We start from the raw sequence: 20,382 nt of genomic DNA on the forward strand, positions 1-20,382 counted from the left end.
GCGGATGATTAGCTATTCAGGCGGATGTTTGAAATTAGTTAGTTGGCTAACTTGCTGGTTTGAGTGTTGATAATGATTAAGATTGGAAACCCGTTTGCGGGGGCTTGAAGCACTCGACACGGTCGGCCTCGCTGAACGTCAACGACCTGCTCGACAAGAAATACTTCGATGCCATCAAAAGGCCGAGACGCGGAATGCGCCTCGGCCTTTTTGTTTACTGGAATGTTTGCGCGTCCTGGGTGAGTACCAGCACTCGCTCGACCAACAGTTCACCCAGCACGATCAATTGTTGGGCGCCCAGTAACTTGTGACGGTTGGCGCCTTCGAGTTCGAAGGCCAGGTCGGTGGTCATGGCGTTGAGTGAGGCGAGGGTTTCGCTGGCCTGGATCAGCAGGGTTTCGGGGGAGATGTCCTGAGCGAGGGTGAAGGGGGTGGCTTTGCAGGCCTTGATATTAACCGAGCTGCTAAACCCGGTCGCTGATTTTGCAGCGACTGGGGGGAGGCTTTCCGCGTCAGTCACCGCGCGCCAGTTCATCAAGATCGCGAGAGCGCAAATTCAATCATGCATGAGCCACGGCCGCAGCTCCTTGATATTACTGACTACGATCTGCTGGGCCTCCGGGTTGGTCGCCTGGTTTCTCGGGTCGACCTGATAGCGGCGCAATACATACTTGACCAGTGCTTTGCGGCTGGCGACCACCAGTTGCCCATCCGTCATGCCGAAGTCGGTTTCGATGATTGCCTGCTGCGCGGCGTTTAAGCGGCCATCGGGGGTAAAGATGATCGGTACTTCGGTATTCCAGTCTTCGTCCAGCTCCCGGGTGTTCTGTGATGCGTCAAGCAGGTCCGGCTCACCTCGCAGGCGACTCAGCACAAAATCCCGGTACTGGCGGTTCTTTTCGCAATAGGCGCGCACATGCCAGCGCATGCCGGTGTACACCAGGGTGTGCGGTGCAATCAGGCGGATTTCCACGTTTGGGGTGTTGAGCGAAACGTACTCGGTTTCCAGGCGCAAACCGTCGCGACAGGCCGCGAGCAATGGGCGCAGGACTTCGGGCCGAATGGGCCGGTCCGGCACTTCGAGCACCTTGGTATGCGCATAGGCCAGGGCGAGCCCGTCGATGTGCGGCGCCCGTTCGTTGTTCTGGTAAAGCAGGTGCAGGTAGGCGCTGGCGCTGTCATCGATGAACAGCGGTTTGAACTGCTTGCTGGGTACGTAGCCCTTGCGCTGCTTGTCATATGTCAAGTTTCGGGGCGCATGTTCGTTGATGTAGGTGTTGATGTCCTTGGAGGCTTGCTGGCGGCTGATGCCGAAGCTCTGGATCAAGTGGCCCGTGGTCAGCCGGCCTTCCCACCAGGCGACTGTCTCGATCAAGCGATAGCGAAGTGCCAGATCCCAGCGCACTTGTTCGATGGATTGCTTGCGTTTCATAGCCGCTCCATGTGTGTGAATACTTTACCTGTATAAGTCTACATTCTAGACCTGTCGTGAATCACTACATATCGTGTGTCTGTCAGCGGCATTTATCGAAGACAGGAAAGGATGTAAACATGAGTATGTCGGAAGTGGTTTCGACGGGGGCACTGGTGGCGATGGGAGTCATCCTGCTGGTGCTGATACAGCACTGTTTGAAGTTGAGCGAGCTTTGGAAGATGGTCGCCCATTACCAGAAGGATTTGCGTTGGGCGCAGATCTGGGAGGTGGAAAACCGCGAGCTGCGGTCGGCGTTGCGGGCGGAGCGAGAGCATGTCGCGCAGTTGCAGCGAAAGCTGGAATTGCTGCAAGCGCTGATCCCGGTCGCAGAATAGTTCGCGGCATTATTATCAGGAAAACCTACCCATGCCGATAAAACCCAAACCCTTCACGTTTGTGTGTGAGGACTGCAACTGGAAGAAAACCATTGCGCCGCGCAGCGATGCATTGATGCCCGGCGACTGGTTCGCCACCTGTCCGAAGTGCGGCAGCACGGCCCTGAAAATGCGCGCGGCAGGGTGGTTTGAAGCGGTGGCTTCGCAGTTCAGGGCGCCGCCCCTCTGACCGGCTAAAGTTTTCCCACGCGCTGCGGATAAGTTAGGGATAAATAGGCCGCTGATTGCGGCTTGCATGAACGGACTCCAGGGGATAGTCGATGGAAAGCGAGATTGATATCAATGGGGACAGTGATCTGCTGCAGATGCTTATCGATGCAGATCCAGTCGATGTAATCGTGCTGGTCGATTTCCTGACCGACTCTGGCAAGGGGCGGCTGGCGATGGCCAGCGAGGTACGCGAAGCGCTGGAGTCGGCAAAGAAGAAGAACAAGTTCTCCAGGGGGGTGTTGCTCCTGCTGATTCGCGAGCTGCAACATTTTGGCGGTAATAGCTTCGTCAACCTGTTCCGCCGCAACGGTGTTCCCTATGCCGAGATCGTCGCCGATGTGCTCAGTCATGTGGGCGGTACTGGCGGCAAGAATGAACCGGTTGCGAGCATGGAACTCAAGGTGTTGGAGAAGTTGCTGTCCGATGCCTGGGAGAAAATGTCGGCGCAGGAACAGGCCGACTTTTCCAAGGGCTTTCAAAATGAAACGGGCCCCTTGGGCGTTTCATACGCTGCTATTCAGGCCGCGATACGGCGCGGTGGCCCTGCTGCCATACAGGCCGCTCTTCTGGCCACCGGCGCGTTTGCACGGTTGGCAATGGGTGGTGCGTTGGCCGCCGGCACCACCTTGGTAGCGGGTCGTGCTGCGGGGTTGGCCTTCGGTCCGATTGGCGTAGCGTTGTCGGGTATTGCCGGCGCTCACACACTGACGAGTCAGGCCTATCGAGTAACGGTGCCTTGCGTTGTGCAGATCGCCTACATTCGGCAAAAAAGCGCGTTGGTTACTTGCCCGTCCTGTGAGGTTCCCACCCCTAAAACCAGTAAATTCTGCAGCGAATGCGGGGCAGGCCTGGCGTAATGAACCCTCTCATTTGAATCTGGAGCCTGTCATGGAAAACAACCTCACGCTGCCAAGCGCTGGAGGCAACGACCTGCCAACCTGGCTGATCGGTAAGTCCGCCGAAAAGCCGTTGATGAGCGTTACGTTGGCCGCGCAGCAGGTCATTCCCGCTGGCGTTGAAAAGGTTGATGCGGCTCGTTTGGGTATCGATCGTTTGGGGCCATTGCTGCAAACACTCCCCAATCTGATCGTCGCGAACGATGTTGCCCAGTCCCGATACATGCAAGTGGTGATCGACGGTCCTCTCGCGGCGGCTGCGGATGGCAACGGCTTTCGAGCCTTCTCGAGACAAGGCGGAAATATCAAGGAACATGCGAGGTTGTTTGAGCCTGAAAAGCTTCAGCAACTGGTCAGTTCTGCGGCAATGTTCCAGATTGCGTCCGCCGTGGTGGCTCAAAAGCACCTGGCCGACATTAGCGCCAAGTTGAGTGAGATTCAGGCGGGCGTCGAGGGTATCTCGACGTTCTTGGTCGAGGGACGCAAGTCCATTGTCAAAGGCGCTTTGAATTACCTGACGCAGGTTGCACCGCTGGTTCTGACCGGTGAGTTGAGCCCGGCGATCAGGCAGAAGCTGGAAGACATCGAGTTGGATTTGGGCTCGATCCACAATCAGTTGGAAGGCGAACTGGTCACACTGGCCAAGGACGCGGCGGAGCACAAAGCGCCCGGCATGTTTGAAACCACAGCTGGATTGACTGCTGCATTGAAAGTGATGCAGAGCAAATCAGATGCCCGCGCAGAAGAGTGGAAACTGTGTATGGGAACCCGGTTAGCGGCGTGCCGACTGCTGGCCTCATTTCCTGGCGAAAACGCTCTGGTTCAGCGACGTCAAACGACGCTGAGCCGTGTGACGAGTCAGTTTTTGGGAGAGAACGGGCACTTGTCTGTCTTCAAGGACGCCGTAGAGACGCGGGCGAAAAATCTCTCCTCTTACCTGGATTCTCAATCCACGATCCAGGCGAATCGCCTGTCGTTAAGAGAGTGGGAGGAGGAGACGCTACCGCTGTTTATGGCGGGCGCAATCAGCGAGATCGGGCAGATGCAGCAATTGCTGGTTGAACAGCAATCGCCGGTCGTGTTGACGGTAGAGATGCGGGGCAATGAGTTTGTCGGCGCCTACCAGGCCCGCACCGCTTAGCTTTCCTGATCTGCGGTGTGCTGCGTCGCCAACAGAGAGTGTCTGTCAGCGGCGCGGCGGCCGATTCAAATGCGCTTGTTCGAATCCCGGCGATTCACAAACTGCACTTCTACGCGCCGGTTGTGTTCGTCCGCCGGATCAAGTTCTGGCAGCGGCTGTGAATCCCCGTAGCCGGCAACGATGACGCGCTTGGCCTGTCCTGGTTCAAGGAGTTCGATGATCAACTTGCGTGCCTCTCTGGCCCTTGCGGCAGACAGTGTGAAGTTGTCGTCGTAGACCGTGCAGAACTTAACGAAGTCAGTCACCGGGCGTGCCACCTGTGTATTGTCGGTATGCCCCTCCACCAGTATCTGGGCGTCACCCGAACTGCCAAAGAAGGTGGCGATGCGTGGGCTGACGAGGCGAAGTTCGCGCTTGGCCTCATCCGTCAGGCACGCGCTGCCTCGGGCGAACATCTTGTCCCCCAGGGTCATCTTGTTACCGGCGAGGTCGAACGAAACCAACCCGGAGTCGCCCTGTGCGTCCAGGGCGGCTTTCATCTCCTGCAATAGACCGGTGACCTTTTCCTGCTCAGTCACCCCCGCTTGGTTTTGCTCTTCCTGGCGCTTGAGTTCGGCAAATTGATTCTGCAATACCGACATCACCAGTAGCAGCATCACCACTGCCATTACGCCAGCCATCAGGTCAGAGATGGATACCCACTCGCTTGGTTTCTCTTTCATGAGGGTGCTCAGGCTTTCACGGCTTTCACGGCTTTTCGGGCCGTGACTGATTTATTGATGTTGTTGGCAACCCCCGTCAATTGATTCACGGATTGCAGCAGGGGTTGCAGGTCAACGGGTGGGCGCGTGACAACGCTCGCCAGAGCGTCGAGGGACTCGGGGACTTTGATCAGCATTTCCGAGACTTTGCCGTAACGTTGATCCAGCGAGACCATGCGCTGGCCGCTTTCGGATACGGCTTTAAGGCCGCTTAGAATGTCCTTGGACAGTTTCTCCACCACGCCCTGGATCGCCAGGATGTTCGTATTCAGGTTCTCACTGACCATCTCGAACTCCCGCGTGGTCTTTTCCTGCGCGATGGCAGTTTTCTGCATGTTGGTGGCGACTTCTTCCATGGCCTGGCTGACGGTGCCGGACATGCTGTCGATAGCCTTGGAAATATTCCCGGTCGCCTGTCCCAGGCTGGTGGTCATGTTGACCAGATTGGTGCCGAAGTCGTGGTTCATGGTCTTGATGTTCGAACCCAGGTCAGTCTTGACGGCTTCCATCACGTCGCCCAGTTTTGTGGTGGCGCTTTCCAGTTGCGCGCCCATGCCGTGCAGGTTGTCGCTGAAGTCCTTATTCATGGTGGCCAGCGTGCTGTTCAAATCAGCTTTGACGCCATTCATGACCTCTGCCATCTGACCCTTCAAGGCACTCACCACGACTTGCAGTTCAGCAGCGGACTGGCCCACCTTGGCGGCCGCGTCCCCCATCGTTTCACCTGCGGTTTGTAGGGCTTGCAGGTTGTCGCGGCTGTTGTCGGTGAACGCGGTCATCGCCTGTTCAGTACGGTTGCCTGAAGTGGCTATCTGGCTGAGAACGCCTTGCGTGTCGCGATGCACCTGCAGACTCTCGGTGTGGCGTTGCAGCAACGTACCGATGCCCTCGGTGACACTGGCAATACGGGTGTCTAGGCCCGCAAAGCCAGTTTGCAGATGTTGCTTGTTGCTGTCGGCCAAAGCGTCCAGGGCCTGTTCGGTGCGTTGAGCGGTGTCTGCGGCTTCGCGGACGATTGCCTGCCCTTCCCGGGCGATCTGCTGGCTGTTGCTCTCACTTTGCAGTAAGGCGCTGATGCCGTTCGCCAGACCACTGATGTGGGTACTGACGCTGTCGAAGCCGGTTTGCAATAACTGCCGTTGTTCGGCGTCAGTGCCGTGGCGTCGATTGGCCTGTTGCTGCATCAGTTCATTGAAGGTGTCGGCCTGTTTGCCGAGCGCGCCGGTCATGTACTTGGCCGCACTGGATATGCAGTTTTGAAGGAAGGCGTCGTGAGTGGCGCGGGCGCTTTCGCGTTGTTGCTCAGAGGCCGACATTTGTGTCTTGACCTGCGTGATGCACCAAGCCAAGCGGCGGCCCTCATAGCCCAGGAGCAAGTCCCATACCTTCAATAAAATGAAGGCCATGATGCCCCAGGTGGAGGTTTTGAACTTGGTCCCCAACCCTTGCATCATCGCGGTCATGTCCTGCATCGCGCCGCCCATGGCGCCCACAGAAGCATTGCCGCTTTTCTGCAAAATAGTCGATGCGTGATCGAGTGCCATGCCCAGGCCGAGGAAGGTGCCCAGCAAGCCGACCACCAAGAGCATCCCGGGCATGATGCCGGCGATTTTCTCGGCAGTGGTCGAGACGGCTTCACTCAGGTCGTGGATCGACCCATGATCCGCGCGCAGCCCCGAGGCGCCCAACTTGCCCCCTTGCCACTTCTTTTCCCAATGGTGTGCGTTCGCTCGCAGAGCCACCATCAATCCCGTCAGGAGGGTTGCACCGGTAATGAACAGGAAGAAGAACATCTGCAAGGGTTCAAGCCGAGGCAGCAAAAAACTCACTAATTCGTTGTTCACACGCCTACCTCAACTTCCTGGAGAGCGGCTTCGGTCCGAGCAAGGCAGTCATTTTCGAAAATGTTACCGAAGTCGATCAGCAGGGCTTGCTCACTCTCGCTCAGGGAGGCCCACTTCAAGTTTTGTTGAGCGCAGCGAGCGATCAGTGAACCGACTTCCTCGCTGCGGTCGAGCAGATATTCCTGGTCGTCGGCAATCAACTGTTGCTCATCTTTTTCCAGCAACTGGAGAAAGCCTTCCGACGCGTATACGTAGTAGCGTTTTTCTCGAATGCTGACGTCGAGGTTTTCAAGCCGCTGGGTGTCTCGACTCAAATTGCGCTCAAGGTCGTTGAGCACGACTTGTTCTTCGGCGCTCAATGCTTCGGTGCGGCTGGCCATGGACATCCGTTTGGCCAGCACCTTGTCACGGGCCAGGTCCCGGTTGAGTTTTTGCCACTGGACCTCAAGGCGGCGCAGATCTGCGCCCCATGCGAGGGTCATCTCCTCGAAGACGAACGGCACGACGGGCTTGCCGAAGTGCAGGGTGGTGAGTTCGTTGAGGGTTTGAGTTTGTTCGAGGGTGAGGGTCGGTGTCTCATCGAGCAAACTGGTAGAGATGTCCATCAGCGCGATCATGTCGGCATCGACGTCTGTCAGGTTTTCGATGGATGTCATGCGCCTTTCGTAGAAATTCAGCAGCTTTTGGGCGGCACGCACACGCAGGTAGTGGTTGAAGTCAGCAAACTGCTCGCTGTTGACCACACGCTGGATCTTGGCCTTGGTCAATATGTAAGCGTTGATGAGTTCGGCGATTTTCAGTACGCCGCGTTCGGCAGCGGGGACCTGCTGGGCGCCCTCCTTGAATACTTGCGCACGGGCTTCGGCTTCTTTGATCTCCATATCGTTCAGCACCTTCTCCCGGACATTCCTGGCGGATTTTATGACCCAGTCGATGGCTTGTTTGAGCTTGGCCATCAACGGATGGCTTTCAATATTTTCGAGGAAGCCCAGAACCTTCTCCAGGCCCAGCGCCATCCGTTTGACGATGGGCCATGGCGCGAGGTTCGCCAGCGTCGTCAGGGCAACACGTGCATGCGCCAGATAAGGCTTTACCGATTGCCAGATGTTCTTCACATCGCCGATAAACGTCTCCGCCTTGTCCGCCAGCCAATTGACCGTAGCAACGGCCTTCTCCTTCACCGTTTCGTAAATAGAGGACGCGGTTGATTTGACCCAGTTCCATAGACCCATGATTCGCTCCTCAGCGCACGCCCAATAACGTGCGGGCTGCTTCCAATGTTGGTGTGTTGGTTTTGCCGCCATGTGCCTGCATCTGTGCCATGGCACTGGCGACCTGTTCGATGGCGTCCTGTAAATGTGCTTGTGCCAGCGCAGGCTGATCCGGGATACGGACTGCCTTGGCCAGCGCCAAGCGCATGCAGGTACGCATTTCGCGTCCTGACAGCCCCGCCGACAGTTTTGTCGCTGAACTCAGTAGCGTCTCCCGCGCGTCAGCCAGCGGAATACCGGGTACCAGCAGCTTCGCCCAGATAGCCTGTCGCTCCGGCTCGCCCGGAAGTTCGAAACCAACGTGTTGAGAGATACGGCTGACGAAGGCTGCGTCGTAATTTTTCGCAAAGTTAGTCGCAAAGATGACCACTCCTTCATGCCGCTCCAACTCAATCAGCAAGGTCGAGCGCATGGCGTTCACTTCGTTATCGATACCTTGGGTGACAGAGGACAAACGCTTGCCCAGCAAGGTGTCCGCTTCATCAAAAAACAACACCGCGTCTTCGGCCTGGGCACTGCGGAACACGCTTGCGATGTTCTTGGCGGTATCGCCCATGAATTTGCTTTCCAGGTCGGCGATGCTCACCAGCATGATCTTCTTGCCCAGACTGCCGGCAAAAGCCTCGGCGGTGAGGGTTTTCCCTGTGCCGGGAGGACCATAGAAATTGAGGATCGTACCCTTGCCGGCCGGGTCTGCGGCGGCGAAACCCCACTCGATATAAATCGTGCGGTAGTGCTCGATCTTTGCAACAGCCTCCGCCAACTGCTGCTTGAGCTCGGCGGACATCACAACATCACGCTCCAGCGTAAAGCGCGGTTCGACACACCGAAATTCCGCCTTAGCGGGCGTAGCAGGCGCCGGCTCGGCATCCAGGCCTTCAAGAAAGCTGGGACGTATCTTGTTGCGCAGATAATCATTCGCTGACATAGGTTCGAGCCTTTGATCGATCAAGAAGATTGGGGGCGGATAGGTGTTCCAGACGTGGAAGACGTGTCGAACAAGCGAGCGACATAATGCGTCGCAACCAGCTGTGCGTGAGAGCTGAAGTGTGGGGAAGGGCGCTTGGCTATGGGCAAGAGACACGTCCGTGTGTGAGAGATAGGGTTGCACTCCGTTATCGGCGTGAGGGGGGTAAGCTTTAGCAAGGCCACTGGGAGAGGGGGGAGGGTATGGAGGGGGCAGATTTCTTGGAGGTAAGGGGGATTTAAAAATAGGAGGGGGGAGCGTTTGAGTTTCACTGGATTTCAGGCACAAAAAAAGACGTCCGTGGACGTCTTTAGATGATGAAGTGGTGGGCCTGGACTTGTTCTTCGCTCCCGAACAACTCCAGGTAGGCGCTGGCCATATAGGCATGGACCCCAACCGACGCACGGATCCCGGCATAGCCCAGAGCGCCTAGCTCTTCAAGGAACACAGCGCTTTCTAGGAAGCCTTCGCCACGCTGTGGCAAGCCGAGCAGGCCTTGCTCTGCCAGGCGTTTTCGCAGAGATGTCCACGTGCTTCGGCAGCCTCTGCTATCGGTAAGAGCTGACTCTGCAGGATCTGGCGCACCTGTAGGGCAAATTCGCGATGGCCGCCGCTCAGGTAGGGGCTGGGCATGATCGGTTCGCTTTTATTTCACCGAGATCACTTGGTGTGCCGAGATGATGTCTGTCAGACAGCCAGGAATTCTGAATACTGCGTTAGGGGTACCGGCTGCGGCCCAAATTTCGTCGAACGTCAGCAGGTCTTCATCGACGAACAGCTTCAGCTCTTGCTTATGTCCGAGAGGCGGAACGCCACCGATGGTGAAGCCGGTCACCTCTTTGACGAAGTCAGCATCTGCCTTGAAAATCTTGTCGCCGACCAGCCGCGAAATGGTCTTTTCGTTCACTCGGTTCGGCCCGCTTGCCAGTACCAGCACCGGGATATTGTCGCGGGTGCGAAAAATCAGCGACTTGACGATTTGGGCCTTTTCGCATCCCAGCGCTTGGGCGGCATCGTCGGCAGTGCGGGTCGAGTCCGGCAACTCCTGAACGGTCAGGTCGAGGCCGCGCTCGTGAAGGGTGTCCTGGAATTGCTGAGCGCGTTTACTGATTGTCATAAGCGGGTTCTCCCAATGGATGAAGCGTAGATAGCAGTCGCCGATGATCGATCTTGCCGGTGGCGGACAGCGGTAGGATTTCGCAGAGTTGGATGTTGCGTGGAACCATGTAGGCCGGCAGCTGCGTAGCCAGGCTAAGACGCAGTTGCTCCGGGCAACATGAGGGGTCGACGGCGATCACGAAGGCGACCAGCGACTTCTCGTCCTGCGGTGATTCAGTAACGGTAATGACGCTTTGTCGCACCTGCGGATGGCGGTTGAGATGGTAGGCAATTTCCCCCAACTCGATTCGAAAGCCGTTGATCTTCACCTAGTCATCAATACGTCCTTGGAACACTATCGCACAGTCTCCGCGGAAGTAGCCTCAGTCCCCGGTGCGATAGAGCCGTTCCTGGTGTTCGCCGATCAGGCATTCAAAGAAGCGCTCGCGGTTGACGTCTGGCAGTCCGAGGTAGCCTGGCGAAAGGCCGGGTCCGGCGAGACAGACCTCGCCGCTTTGCCCCTGTTCGCAAAGGCGACCCTGGTCAATCAGGTAGACGCGGGTGTTCTGGATCGGGAAGCCGATGGGGAGGGCGGTATCCTCGTCGCGCAGTTCGCAGAGCGGATAGTACGTCGCGAACGTTGTGCTCTCTGTCGGGCCATAGCAGGTCCTTAGCACGGCGTTGGAACACCTTCGGCGCCCTGGCGAGCGCCCTTACAGAGGCTGAGAGAGGGTGTATCGGCCCTTTTTGTCGGGGCTTTATTGGTGTGCTTTGGTTGCATTAAATTTTGTCTTTATGAGGTAAATCACCAATAAAATTATAATTTCTGGTTTTTTATGCTTTGTTTTGTGGTTTTTTTGAGGGGGTTAGCAATTGGTTTTCGTCTGTTTCGTTTAGTGTTTGTTCTAGCGAGCGAGGGTGAACGGCCGCGTCGGCTGCCCACTGTCGTAACTGTCGAAAAAAGGAGAAACCGTCATGATGCTCAAGGATCCGTCCAGCAAATATCGCCATTTTAATACCGTGGACCTGCCCGACCGCCAATGGCCCGGCAACGTGCAGGCGCTAGCTCCCACTTGGTGCAGCGTTGATATGCGCGACGGTAACCAAGCCTTGATTGAACCGATGAATGCCGAGCGCAAACGCCGTTTTTTTGATTTGCTGGTCAAGGTGGGCTTTAAGGAAATTGAGGTGGGTTTTCCCGCCGCTTCCCAGACCGATTTTGACTATGTGCGTGAGCTGATCGACAGCGGCTCGATTCCTGACGATGTCACGATTCAAGTGATGACGCAGGCGCGCAGTCATCTGATCGAGCGCACCTTCGAGGCACTGAAGGGCGCTCCACGGGCGATTGTGCATGTATACAACGCCACCGCGCCGGTGTTCCGCGATGTTGTCTTTGGTGTGGATCGTGCCGGCTGTATCGAGATTGCCACCCAAGCGACGCGCGAGATCAAGCGCCACATGGACAACAATCCCGGTACGCAATGGACATTCCAGTATTCCCCGGAAACCTTTTGCTTCACCGAGCTGGAGTTTGCGCTGGAGATTTGTGAGGCGGTGACGGACGCGTTCGGGCCGACCCCGTCCAACAAAATGATCCTGAACCTGCCGACAACGGTGGAAGTCTCCACCGCAAATGTGTTCGCCGACCAGATCGAATGGTTCTGTCGGCATTTCAGCTGCCGTGACAGCGTGGTCATCAGCGTCCATCCCCATAACGACCGTGGCACCGGCGTTGCTACGGCGGAGCAGGCATGTCTGGCAGGCGCTGAGCGTGTCGAGGGCACGTTGTTCGGTAACGGTGAGCGAACCGGCAATGTGGATATCCTGACGCTGGCGATGAACCTCTACACCAGTGGCATTGATCCTCGGCTGGATTTCTCGGACATCATTCATGTCCAGCGTGAGGTGGAGTTCTGCAATCAGTTGCCGACCCATCCTCGCCACCCATACGCCGGTGAGTTGGTGTTTACGGCCTTCTCCGGTTCGCACCAGGACGCGATCAAGAAAGGCTTTGCGGCACGCCAGGCCAACCCGAACGGGATATGGGAAGTACCGTATCTGCCAATCGACCCCGCCGATATGGGCCGCAGCTATGAAGCGGTGATCCGCGTCAACAGTCAGTCGGGCAAAGGTGGCGTGGCGTATTTGCTGGAGCAGCATGGCATCGTGATGCCGCGTCGCTTGCAGATGGAATTCAGCAGCCTGGTCCAACAGGAAGCGGATGGCTCCGGCCAGGAAATCAGCGGGGAGATGATCCTTGCCTGCTTTACCCGGCATTACCTGGAACAGGGCAAGCCTTACGCGCTGCGGATGCCAAAACTGGTCAGCGAGGGGGATGTGACCTATCTGGAGGCCGCCCTTGAACACGGCGCGCAGCACATCGACCTGAGCGGCGAGGGTAACGGCCCACTGGCGGCGCTGGTCGATGCCTTTGCCCAGCGCGGCATTCACTTCGATATCGCTGATTACCACGAGCATGCCACCCGTGACGGGGCCCAGGCTGAAGCACTGGCCTATGTGGAAATCCGCGTGGGCAACCAGTTGCTGTTCGGTGCCGCCCGCGACGGTAGCAGCTTGCTGGCTTCCCTCAACGCGGTGACCAGTGCTGTCAACCGCGCATCGCGCCTGGGCCTGCTCAGCGTGGCGAGCATCGCGGTGCCTTCCTGAGATGATGGCGCACACCGCATTGGCGGCGCTCGCTGGTAACTATGGTCATGGCGACATAGTGGCTTCGCATCGGCATGAAGAAGGTCAACTGGTTTATGCAATTAACGGTGTGATGCTGGTATCGGTCGTCGGGACCACTTGGGTGGTGCCTTCCGGGCATGCGCTCTGGGTCCCTTCGGGGGCGGAGCACCAAATCCGCATGACCGGCGAGGTGCGCATGCGCACCCTGTTGATCTCGCCGGGCGCACACCGGGCGTTGACGGAGGAATGCCACGTTCTCAAGGTTTCGCCGTTGCTGCGGGAGTTGATCATCGCCGCGGCCGATGAACATGACACTGAACCCGCCCTGTTGCGCCATGTGCAGATTGTCGATCTGATTTTCTCTGAACTCGACATTGCGCAGAGGGTGCCGGCGCATGTGCCGATCCCTGATGAGCCAAGGCTTAAGTCGCTGTGTGCCGACTTTATCGACAACCCGTCACAGGAGTCGAAACTGGAGAGTTGGGCGGTGCAACTCAATATGAGTTCGCGCACCCTGGCGCGGCTGTTCCAGAAAGAGTTGGGCATGAGTTACGGGGAGTGGCGCAAGCGCACTCGGCTGCTACTCAGCATGCAACGGCTGGCCTGCGGCGTATCGATCCTGGAAGTGGCATTGGAGCACGGCTACCAGAGCCCAAGTGCGTTTACTGCAATGTTCAAGCGCACAATGGGCTACACCCCGAGCAACTGCCGCCTGGTCTGATACGCCCCGGCGAGCGCGCGACCCCCAAGCGTACATGGCCCCGCCTCCAGGCAGGGCCATGTCTTTGCGCGTGCCCGGCCCGTGGACGCCTGCGATAAGGCGGTCTACAGGCACATTGTCCAAATCGAAACGATGGTTGTCTGGAACTCGGGAGATGTGCGGCCCGGTGCTCTCTTAACCTGCGCTTCTACTTGGCATTCTGGGTTTTTTCGATGGGTTCGCCTTTTTTATATGCACGGCATGGTCGTCTTTCGCTCCTGACTGTGGCGGTCGTCTTGCTGGCGGGTTGTTCCTCCTGGGTCGCCCATACACCCGCACAGGCACACCCGGAACGCATCAATGTCCTGAGCCGTCTGCCGCAGGGTGTTTCGGCCCAAGCGTTACCCAACCATTGGTGGCAGTTGTATAACGATCCGAAACTCGATGCGCTGGTGCAGCAGGCATTGATGCATAACCGCGACCTGGCCGCAGCCCAGTCCCATGTGCAGGCGATGTTGGCCGGGATCATGCAGGCCGATGCCGAGCGCTGGCCGTCGACCCAGGCGTCACTGGGCGCCGAGTACGGCAAGACAGCCGATGATCAGACCCTGGCCAAAGCCACCGATAGCCATGCGCCGTCCCAGTGGGCGTTCAACCCAGGCTTCGAGCTGGCTTATCAAGTGGATGTCTGGGGCCAGGTCCAGCGCAGTATCGAGCGAGCTCAGGTCCAGGCGGCCGCGGCGCAGGACGCCGAAGACTTATTGCGCATCACGGTGGTGGCGCAAACCACCCGCGCCTATGTCAATGCCTGCGCCCTGGGGGCACGTGCCAAGGTGCAGCGCCATTCGCTGGAAGTGGTCGGGCACAGCCTGGCATTGACCGATCGGCAGCGCCAGGCCGGCGTGGTGACGGATCTCGAATACACCCGTATGCAAGCGTTGCAGGGTGAAACCCTGGCACTGCTGCCGATGTTGGAAGCACGCCAGCAAGCTGCCCTGTACGAGCTGGCGATGCTGACCGGCGTGGCCGACCTGGAACAAGGCACTAGCGCGGCGACCCGTGAGGTCGTGCCGCAACTTAATGCCGAGCTGCCGGTGGGCGATGGCTGGCAATTACTGGCGCGCCGCCCCGATATCCGTCAGGCCGAGCGAGCGCTACAAGCGGCCACGCTGCAAGTGGATATCGTCCAGGCCGACCTGTATCCGAAGGTGACCTTTGGCGCTTCAGTGTCCTCATCCGCCAACAAACCCCATGAGCTGGGAGACAGTAGCGCGGTGATGTTTGGCGTCGGCCCGCTGATTACCTGGCAATTCCCCAACTGGCGTGCCAATCGCGCGCGTGTCAACCAGGCCAGGGCGTTGGAGCGGGTGGAAGTGGCGCAATTCGAGGCCAGTGTACTCAAGGCCCTCAAGGAGGTACGCCAGGCTCTCGCGCTATACGACGGCGAACGCCGGCGCCACGCCGCGTTAAGCCAGGCCCTGGACAGCAGTCGTCAAGCCTACAAGTTGGCCCAGTTCAATTACGACGCCGGGTCTATCGACTTTCTCGACGTGCTGGATAGCGAGCGTGAGCTGATCCGCCTGCAGGCCACGCTCGCCGATGCCGATGGTCAGCTATTGCAGCGCCAGATCAGCCTGTTTCGCGCGCTTGGCGGCGGTTGGCAGTCTTCTGCCCCCGCAACCGCTGCCCTCAGCCGCACTTCCGTCAATTTTTCCGGTACCCAGCCATGAATATCGCTGTCGATGAAAAAATCGCTGTCCAGGACGAGCAGGAGAAGGTGGTCGAGCAGCTCATGCATGCGCGCAAGCAACGCCGCAAACGCAACCTTATCCTGCTGGGAGGCGTTGTGCTGTCGATCGCGGCGGTGGCGTTCGGGGTGTATTGGATGACGGTTGGACGTTACCTGGAACAGACCGATGATGCCTATGTGCGTGCCGACTGGATTCCCATCAGCCCAAAAGTCTCCGGGTATGTGGCTCAGGTGCTGGTGGAGGATGACCAGCCCGTCAAGGCCGGGGATGTGCTGGTGCGCATCGAGGACCGCGATTACCAGGCGCGGCTGGCGCAGGCGCGTGCGCAATTGGCGGAAACCCAGGCCTCGGTCGCGGCCCAACAGGCCAACCTGCAAGTGACCGACAGCCTGATCGCTCAGCAAAAGGCCGGGGTAAACCAGGCTGAGGCCCACACCCGCAGCGTGGCGGCCGAGTTGCGCCGCGCGAGCCTTGACCAGCGCCGCTACCAGGGCCTGGTGCGCGAACACGCCGCCAGTGCCCAGCGTCTGGAAACGGCGGCTGCCAGCTATACCCAGGCCAACGCCGCAGTGGAAATCGCCAAGGCCATGCAGCGTCAACAGGAAACCAGGTTGACCGTCGCCATTACCCGGCGCCAGCTGGCCGAAGCCTCGCTCCAACAACAGATTGCCCGGCGCAGTCAGGCCGAGGCGCAGTTGAGCCTGGCGTCTCATGCGCTGGAAGACACCTTGATCCGCTCGCCCATCGACGGGGTCGTGGGGCAGCGCAAAGTGCGCACTCGCCAATACGTTGCACCCGGTTTGCCGCTGCTGGCAGTGGTGCCCTTGCACCAAGCCTATGTGGTGGCCAACTACAAGGAAACCCAGTTGCGCGACATGCGCGCCGGCCAAGCAGTGGATATCAGCGTCGACAGCTACTCGGGGCGCAAGCTCAAGGGCCATGTGGTGAGTTTCTCGCCGGGTTCCGGGGCCGTGTTCGCGCTGTTGCCATCGGATAACGCCACCGGCAACTTCACCAAGATCGTGCAGCGCTTCCCGGTGAAAATCGTCATTGATGAGCATGACGAGGGCGGGCCTATCCTGCCGGGCATGTCGGTGATCACCACCGTTGATACCCGGCCAGCCCACCAGGGCGCGGCACATGACTGAAGTCGCTGAAAAGAGCGTCTCCTTTCGCGCCTGGGTAGCAGTGATCGGCGGGCTGTTCGGCTGTTTCATGGCCGGCATGAACGTGCATGTGACCAGCGCCGCGCTGCCGGAAATCGAAGGCTCCCTGGGGGCGACCTTCGAGGAAGGCTCGTGGATCTCCACCGCGTACCTGGTCGCGGAAATCGTGATGATTCCGCTGACGGCATGGCTGGTCCAGGTGTTCTCCCTGCGCCGGGTGATGCTGGTGGGTTCGTTTGTATTCCTGGTAGCGTCCATTGCCTGTTCCTGGGCGCCCAACCTGGAAGTGATGATCATCATCCGGGTGATCCAGGGCGCTGCTGGCGCGGTGCTGATCCCCCTGTCATTCCAACTGATCATCACCGAGCTGCCGCCCAGCAAGATTGCGATGGGCATGGCCTTGTTCGCCCTGTCCAACAGCGTTGCCCAGGCCGCCGGGCCGTCCATCGGCGGCTGGCTGACGGATGCCTATTCCTGGCGCTGGATTTTCTACCTGCAACTGGCCCCCGGTATTCTTTTGTTGCTCGCGGTGGCGTGGTCCATCGATGCCAAACCCATGCAATTGAGCCTGCTCAAACGCGGCGATTGGGGCGGTATCCTGGCCATGATCGTCGGCCTGGGCGGCTTGCAGATCGTATTGGAAGAAGGTGGGCGCAAGGACTGGTTCGGCTCCGATTTCATTGTGTGGATGTCCCTGATCGCCGGCATTGCCCTGGTGTACTTCGTGTTGTCGCAGCTGTACGGCAGCCGTTCCTTCATTAACCTGCGCCTGCTCAAGAGCTACAACTTCGGAGTGGCCAGTGCGGCAATGTTCATTTTCGGCGGGGCTACCTTCGGCCTGGTGTTCCTGGTGCCCAATTACCTCTCACAGTTGCAGGGCTACAACGCCCGGGAAATCGGCATCAGCCTGATCGCCTACGGCATGGTGCAATTGGTGCTGGCCCCGTTCATGCCACGCCTGATGAAGTGGCTCAACCCGAAACTGATGGTCGCCAGCGGCTTTTTCATCATGGCCCTGGGGTGCTACCTCGGCGCGCACCTGGATGTCGACAGTGCCGCCAACGTGATCATTCCTTCCACGGTGGTACGCGGCATCGGACAACCACTGATCATGGTGGCGCTTTCGGTGCTAGCGGTGTCCGGCCTGGCAAAAGATGAAGCCGGTTCCGCTTCCGCCTTGTTCTCCATGCTGCGCAACCTTGGCGGGGCGGTAGGCACCGCAGGGTTGACGCAGATCGTCGCCATGCGCGAGCGCTTTCACTCCGAGCGAGTGGGGGAGTCGGTCACCCTGTTTTCTCCGTCCTTGCAGGAGCGCCTGCGCGCCAGCATGGCCGGCAGCGAAGATTTTATCTTCAACCAACTGTTACCTGCCCAACAGCAGGTTCTGGAGGGCCTGATCCATACCGTGCGGCGTGAGGCGTACTTGATGGCATACAGCGATGCGTTCTACGTGTCTTGTATCGCGTTGATCTTGTGTGGTGTGGCGGCGTTGGCATTACGTCAACAAGCGAAGAATTGACCAGATTATGCCCGCCAGCAATGAGCGGGCCTTTGTCAGTGAGCAAGAGGGAACTTGAGTGGTAAAAAGGCGCATGGCCTCTTCATAGATTGATTGAACCTTTGTAGTCCTAAATCCCTTGTATTTGCTGGATTTCAGGCACAAAAAAGACGTCCGTGGACGTCCTTAGATGAGCCGGGGTAATCTGAACTCGGTACATAAGCTATTGTTTTTTATAGATTTAATTATTTTTATTTCTTGATTGGAATACTCTTTGGAATACTCAGTCCATTTGCAAGGCTCTGAGGTGTGATCGGCCAGGCCGATGAGATTCCACCTGGTCCGAGGGGATCCGATCAAAGCAGATATCCCTTTAAGCTTCAGTGGTGCGTCTATATTCCATCCAGCTCTCGCCATTTAAACCTTACGTTCACTCGGTAAGTGGGCTGCGTTATTTTTCAGGAATCCCTAGCATTTACTAGGCCTCCTAGGGGAGGTTAGTCATGTCCCCCCATCTTTAAAATTCGTGCCTTAAAAATCGACCAAATATCCAGTCTACGGATAAATTCTGCGCAAGCAGGTTGAAGATTTTTTCTCTAGGCAATCTAGGGTGGGGGGCAGATCACCCAAGACGAGTTTACTGAATTGCGTTTCTACAATGCGAGCGCCAAGGGCGTCATATTGGTAAGCATCCATTGACCCGTGTCTGCCAAGCTGTGCTGGGAGTCTTCATAGGCGACCATCGGCTGTATGCCGTAAAGCTGTATATTGATACAGTGCGTTTGGAAGTATCTCAAGCTCGTACGGTTACTTTCGTTGTCCTTAACCCTTGCCTGCACCTCCCTGTGATGAGATGGCGCTTGGGTCACCAAAGAGAACCGAGTGCCTCTATAGGAGCTTGAGCAAAAAAAGGTGCCATTTCGAATTTTGAGTAGCTATCTGATAGAAGCACGCCATGTTACATTACATACATAACGTGCAGCTAGGTTAGCAAGAAGGTAGGTATGTCAGTAGGTCAGAGTGGGCGAGTAGTCATCGAGCTAGACCCTGCGATTAAACGAGAGCTGTATTCGCTATTAGCGAAGAATGGTATGACGCTGAAGGATTGGTTTCTTTCTCAAGCGGCAATTTATATTGAAACGGGAGGTCAATTCACACTTGAGTTGTCTCACAGCAAAAAACATGAGAAAGATCTGCGTTGAGCAGGGGGGCGTAGAGTGCTTTTCGAGGTCATAGAGAACCACCAGTTACATTTGAGCGGAATTCCGTTTCCTACTAGCGGAGGATTTGAGCGGTTTGAATTGATCAAAGAGCAGTCGATCATTCGGAGAACTGTGAGTCTGCGCTCAGGTGAGGAGAGGGTTTCTGATATATCTTTACCCTCGGGGTTGGTCGTTTCAGAAAATTTAGCTGATTCGTATGACTTGGCGTGGCTTCAGTCGAAGTCAAAGCCCGTTACTAGAAATTCCAGCAATAATAAAACGATTCGAGCTGCTGACTTATTTTGCGGTTGTGGAGGACTTTCTGTCGGTTTGAGGGAAGCTGCGAGAGCGCTAGAAACTGAAGTGGAGTTTGTATTTGCCTCAGATATTAATGAGGCGGCTTTGTCGGTATATGAGCAAAATATTTCTCCCTCTTTTTCCTCAAGCCTTCCAATTGAAAGCTATATTGATGGGGATTTTGGCGCTAAAGTGACTAGCGCAGAAAAAGCATTGATCGATAAAATTGGAAAAATTGATTTTGTTTTTGCAGGACCCCCATGTCAAGGGCATTCAGATCTTAACAATCATACGCGTAGAGATGATCCGAAGAATCAGCTGGTTCTTAGGGTTGCAAGATTTGCGGAATTATTTCGTCCAAAGTTCTTAGTTATAGAGAATGTTCCTGGCATAAAACATGATCGTTTAGGATCGTTGCTAGATGCAAAAAAGGCATTAAGTGCATTAGGTTATAGCTTAGATGAAACCTTGATGAGGGCCGAGAAATTCGGTGTGCCTCAAGCTAGAAAGCGATTTTTCTTAGTTGCTGTTCTTGATGGAGAAAGTAATCTTTCGACGTTAGATATGTCCCATGAAAGTCAGTCTAGGGATGTTGCTTGGGCGATAACTGATTTGTTGGGTGCTACCGAGACAGATATTTTTGACACTTCAGCAGTTCACTCTCAAGAAAATAAACGAAGAATTAAGTTTCTTTTTGAGCATGGCCTCTACGACTTACCCAATTCAGAGCGCCCGTCTTGCCATAGAGATAAAAAGCACTCGTATACATCCGTGTATGGGCGAATGCATTGGAATAAACCGTCCCAAACAATCACTACCGGATTCGGTTCGGTAGGGCAGGGAAGATTTGTTCATCCACTTAAAGAAAGAACCTTGACTCCTCATGAGGCAGCAAGGATTCAATTTTTTCCAGATTTTTTTGAATTTGGGGATTTTGGACGGAGGCAATTACAGTTGCTTATCGGCAATGCAGTACCGTCTAAACTTGCATATGTGCTTGCTCTCCATCAGTTAAGGTAA

At 56.8% G+C, this 20,382-nt stretch carries 21 protein-coding genes; 10 read left to right on the top strand and 11 right to left on the bottom strand.

Going from position 1 to position 20,382, the window contains the following annotated elements; genetic code table 11:
- Window positions 1-214: 214 nt before the first annotated feature.
- Both FBY10_RS14420 and FBY10_RS14425 read right to left on the bottom strand, forming a co-directional pair.
- Window positions 215-535: a DUF6124 family protein gene (locus tag FBY10_RS14420; RefSeq protein WP_256663465.1), complete on the bottom strand. Its 321-nt coding sequence runs from the start codon at window positions 533-535 to the stop codon at window positions 215-217.
- A 21-nt stretch (window positions 536-556) separates the two neighbouring features.
- Entirely contained in the window at window positions 557-1,432 is an 876-nt protein-coding gene (locus FBY10_RS14425) for a WYL domain-containing protein (RefSeq protein WP_074847693.1), read from the bottom strand.
- Window positions 1,433-1,551: 119 nt separating this feature from the next.
- On the opposite strand from FBY10_RS14425, the gene FBY10_RS14430 reads away from it, so the two are divergent.
- On the top strand, window positions 1,552-1,809 hold the full coding sequence (locus tag FBY10_RS14430) for a hypothetical protein (RefSeq protein ID WP_131699357.1): 258 nt from the start codon (window positions 1,552-1,554) through the stop codon (window positions 1,807-1,809).
- Window positions 1,810-1,824: 15 nt separating this feature from the next.
- Here FBY10_RS14430 and FBY10_RS32170 read toward each other — a convergent pair whose 3' ends face one another.
- Window positions 1,825-2,106, bottom strand: coding sequence for a hypothetical protein (locus FBY10_RS32170; protein ID WP_178116748.1), 282 nt, complete (start codon window positions 2,104-2,106; stop codon window positions 1,825-1,827).
- 23 nt (window positions 2,107-2,129) lie between these two features.
- On the opposite strand from FBY10_RS32170, the gene FBY10_RS14440 reads away from it, so the two are divergent.
- Together FBY10_RS14440 and FBY10_RS14445 are read left to right on the top strand one after the other, a co-directional pair.
- Complete coding sequence (locus FBY10_RS14440; protein WP_131699359.1) at window positions 2,130-2,936, top strand: ubiquinol-cytochrome C chaperone family protein; 807 nt, start codon at window positions 2,130-2,132, stop codon at window positions 2,934-2,936.
- A 31-nt stretch (window positions 2,937-2,967) separates the two neighbouring features.
- Window positions 2,968-4,116, top strand: coding sequence for a hypothetical protein (locus tag FBY10_RS14445; protein WP_131699360.1), 1,149 nt, complete (start codon window positions 2,968-2,970; stop codon window positions 4,114-4,116).
- A 65-nt stretch (window positions 4,117-4,181) separates the two neighbouring features.
- On the opposite strand, the gene FBY10_RS14450 is transcribed toward FBY10_RS14445, so the two are convergent.
- The 8 genes from FBY10_RS14450 to FBY10_RS14485 all read right to left on the bottom strand — a co-directional run bounded on the left by FBY10_RS14450 (window position 4,182) and on the right by FBY10_RS14485 (window position 10,734).
- Window positions 4,182-4,838, bottom strand: a complete 657-nt coding sequence (locus FBY10_RS14450) for an OmpA family protein (protein ID WP_074847689.1) — start codon at window positions 4,836-4,838, stop codon at window positions 4,182-4,184.
- A gap of 8 nt (window positions 4,839-4,846) precedes the next feature.
- Window positions 4,847-6,721 (bottom strand): hypothetical protein, encoded by a 1,875-nt coding sequence (locus tag FBY10_RS14455; RefSeq protein WP_131699361.1) that lies wholly within the window; start codon window positions 6,719-6,721, stop codon window positions 4,847-4,849.
- A complete protein-coding gene (locus FBY10_RS14460) occupies window positions 6,718-8,025 on the bottom strand; it encodes a hypothetical protein (RefSeq protein ID WP_131699362.1) in 1,308 nt (435 codons plus the stop codon). The genes FBY10_RS14455 and FBY10_RS14460 overlap by 4 nt, the downstream gene beginning before the upstream one ends.
- Window positions 7,964-9,103, bottom strand: coding sequence for an ATP-binding protein (locus FBY10_RS14465; RefSeq protein WP_256663464.1), 1,140 nt, complete (start codon window positions 9,101-9,103; stop codon window positions 7,964-7,966). The genes FBY10_RS14460 and FBY10_RS14465 overlap by 62 nt, the downstream gene beginning before the upstream one ends.
- Window positions 9,104-9,269: 166 nt before the next feature.
- The gene (locus FBY10_RS31775) at window positions 9,270-9,443 is read right to left on the bottom strand and encodes an acyl-CoA dehydrogenase family protein (RefSeq protein ID WP_256663463.1); all 174 of its coding nucleotides are present in this window, start codon (window positions 9,441-9,443) and stop codon (window positions 9,270-9,272) included.
- Window positions 9,444-9,605: 162 nt separating this feature from the next.
- Window positions 9,606-10,076, bottom strand: a complete 471-nt coding sequence (locus FBY10_RS14475; RefSeq protein WP_057711097.1) for a YbaK/EbsC family protein — start codon at window positions 10,074-10,076, stop codon at window positions 9,606-9,608.
- Complete coding sequence (locus FBY10_RS14480) at window positions 10,063-10,386, bottom strand: hypothetical protein (RefSeq protein ID WP_131699365.1); 324 nt, start codon at window positions 10,384-10,386, stop codon at window positions 10,063-10,065. Before FBY10_RS14480 ends, FBY10_RS14475 begins: the two co-directional genes overlap by 14 nt.
- A 54-nt stretch (window positions 10,387-10,440) precedes the next feature.
- Complete coding sequence (locus tag FBY10_RS14485; protein WP_131699366.1) at window positions 10,441-10,734, bottom strand: AMP-binding protein; 294 nt, start codon at window positions 10,732-10,734, stop codon at window positions 10,441-10,443.
- Window positions 10,735-11,032: 298 nt separating this feature from the next.
- Between FBY10_RS14485 and leuA the strand changes: the two genes are divergently transcribed.
- From leuA to FBY10_RS14520, 7 genes are all read left to right on the top strand, one after another.
- Window positions 11,033-12,727: a 2-isopropylmalate synthase gene (gene leuA, locus FBY10_RS14490; RefSeq protein ID WP_145336605.1), complete on the top strand. Its 1,695-nt coding sequence runs from the start codon at window positions 11,033-11,035 to the stop codon at window positions 12,725-12,727.
- Window position 12,728: 1 nt separating this feature from the next.
- A complete protein-coding gene (locus tag FBY10_RS14495; RefSeq protein ID WP_145336603.1) occupies window positions 12,729-13,469 on the top strand; it encodes a helix-turn-helix domain-containing protein in 741 nt (246 codons plus the stop codon).
- Window positions 13,470-13,681: 212 nt separating this feature from the next.
- A complete protein-coding gene (locus FBY10_RS14500) occupies window positions 13,682-15,178 on the top strand; it encodes an efflux transporter outer membrane subunit (RefSeq protein WP_145336601.1) in 1,497 nt (498 codons plus the stop codon).
- Entirely contained in the window at window positions 15,175-16,347 is a 1,173-nt protein-coding gene (locus FBY10_RS14505; protein WP_145336599.1) for an HlyD family secretion protein, read from the top strand. The genes FBY10_RS14500 and FBY10_RS14505 overlap by 4 nt, the downstream gene beginning before the upstream one ends.
- A complete protein-coding gene (locus tag FBY10_RS14510) occupies window positions 16,340-17,884 on the top strand; it encodes an MDR family MFS transporter (protein WP_131699371.1) in 1,545 nt (514 codons plus the stop codon). The genes FBY10_RS14505 and FBY10_RS14510 overlap by 8 nt, the downstream gene beginning before the upstream one ends.
- Window positions 17,885-18,867: 983 nt before the next feature.
- Entirely contained in the window at window positions 18,868-19,065 is a 198-nt protein-coding gene (locus FBY10_RS14515) for a hypothetical protein (RefSeq protein WP_145336597.1), read from the top strand.
- Window positions 19,066-19,080: 15 nt separating this feature from the next.
- On the top strand, window positions 19,081-20,382 hold the full coding sequence (locus tag FBY10_RS14520; protein ID WP_145336595.1) for a DNA cytosine methyltransferase: 1,302 nt from the start codon (window positions 19,081-19,083) through the stop codon (window positions 20,380-20,382).

Source organism: Pseudomonas sp. SJZ103, from assembly GCF_007828335.1.
GTDB lineage: Bacteria > Pseudomonadota > Gammaproteobacteria > Pseudomonadales > Pseudomonadaceae > Aquipseudomonas.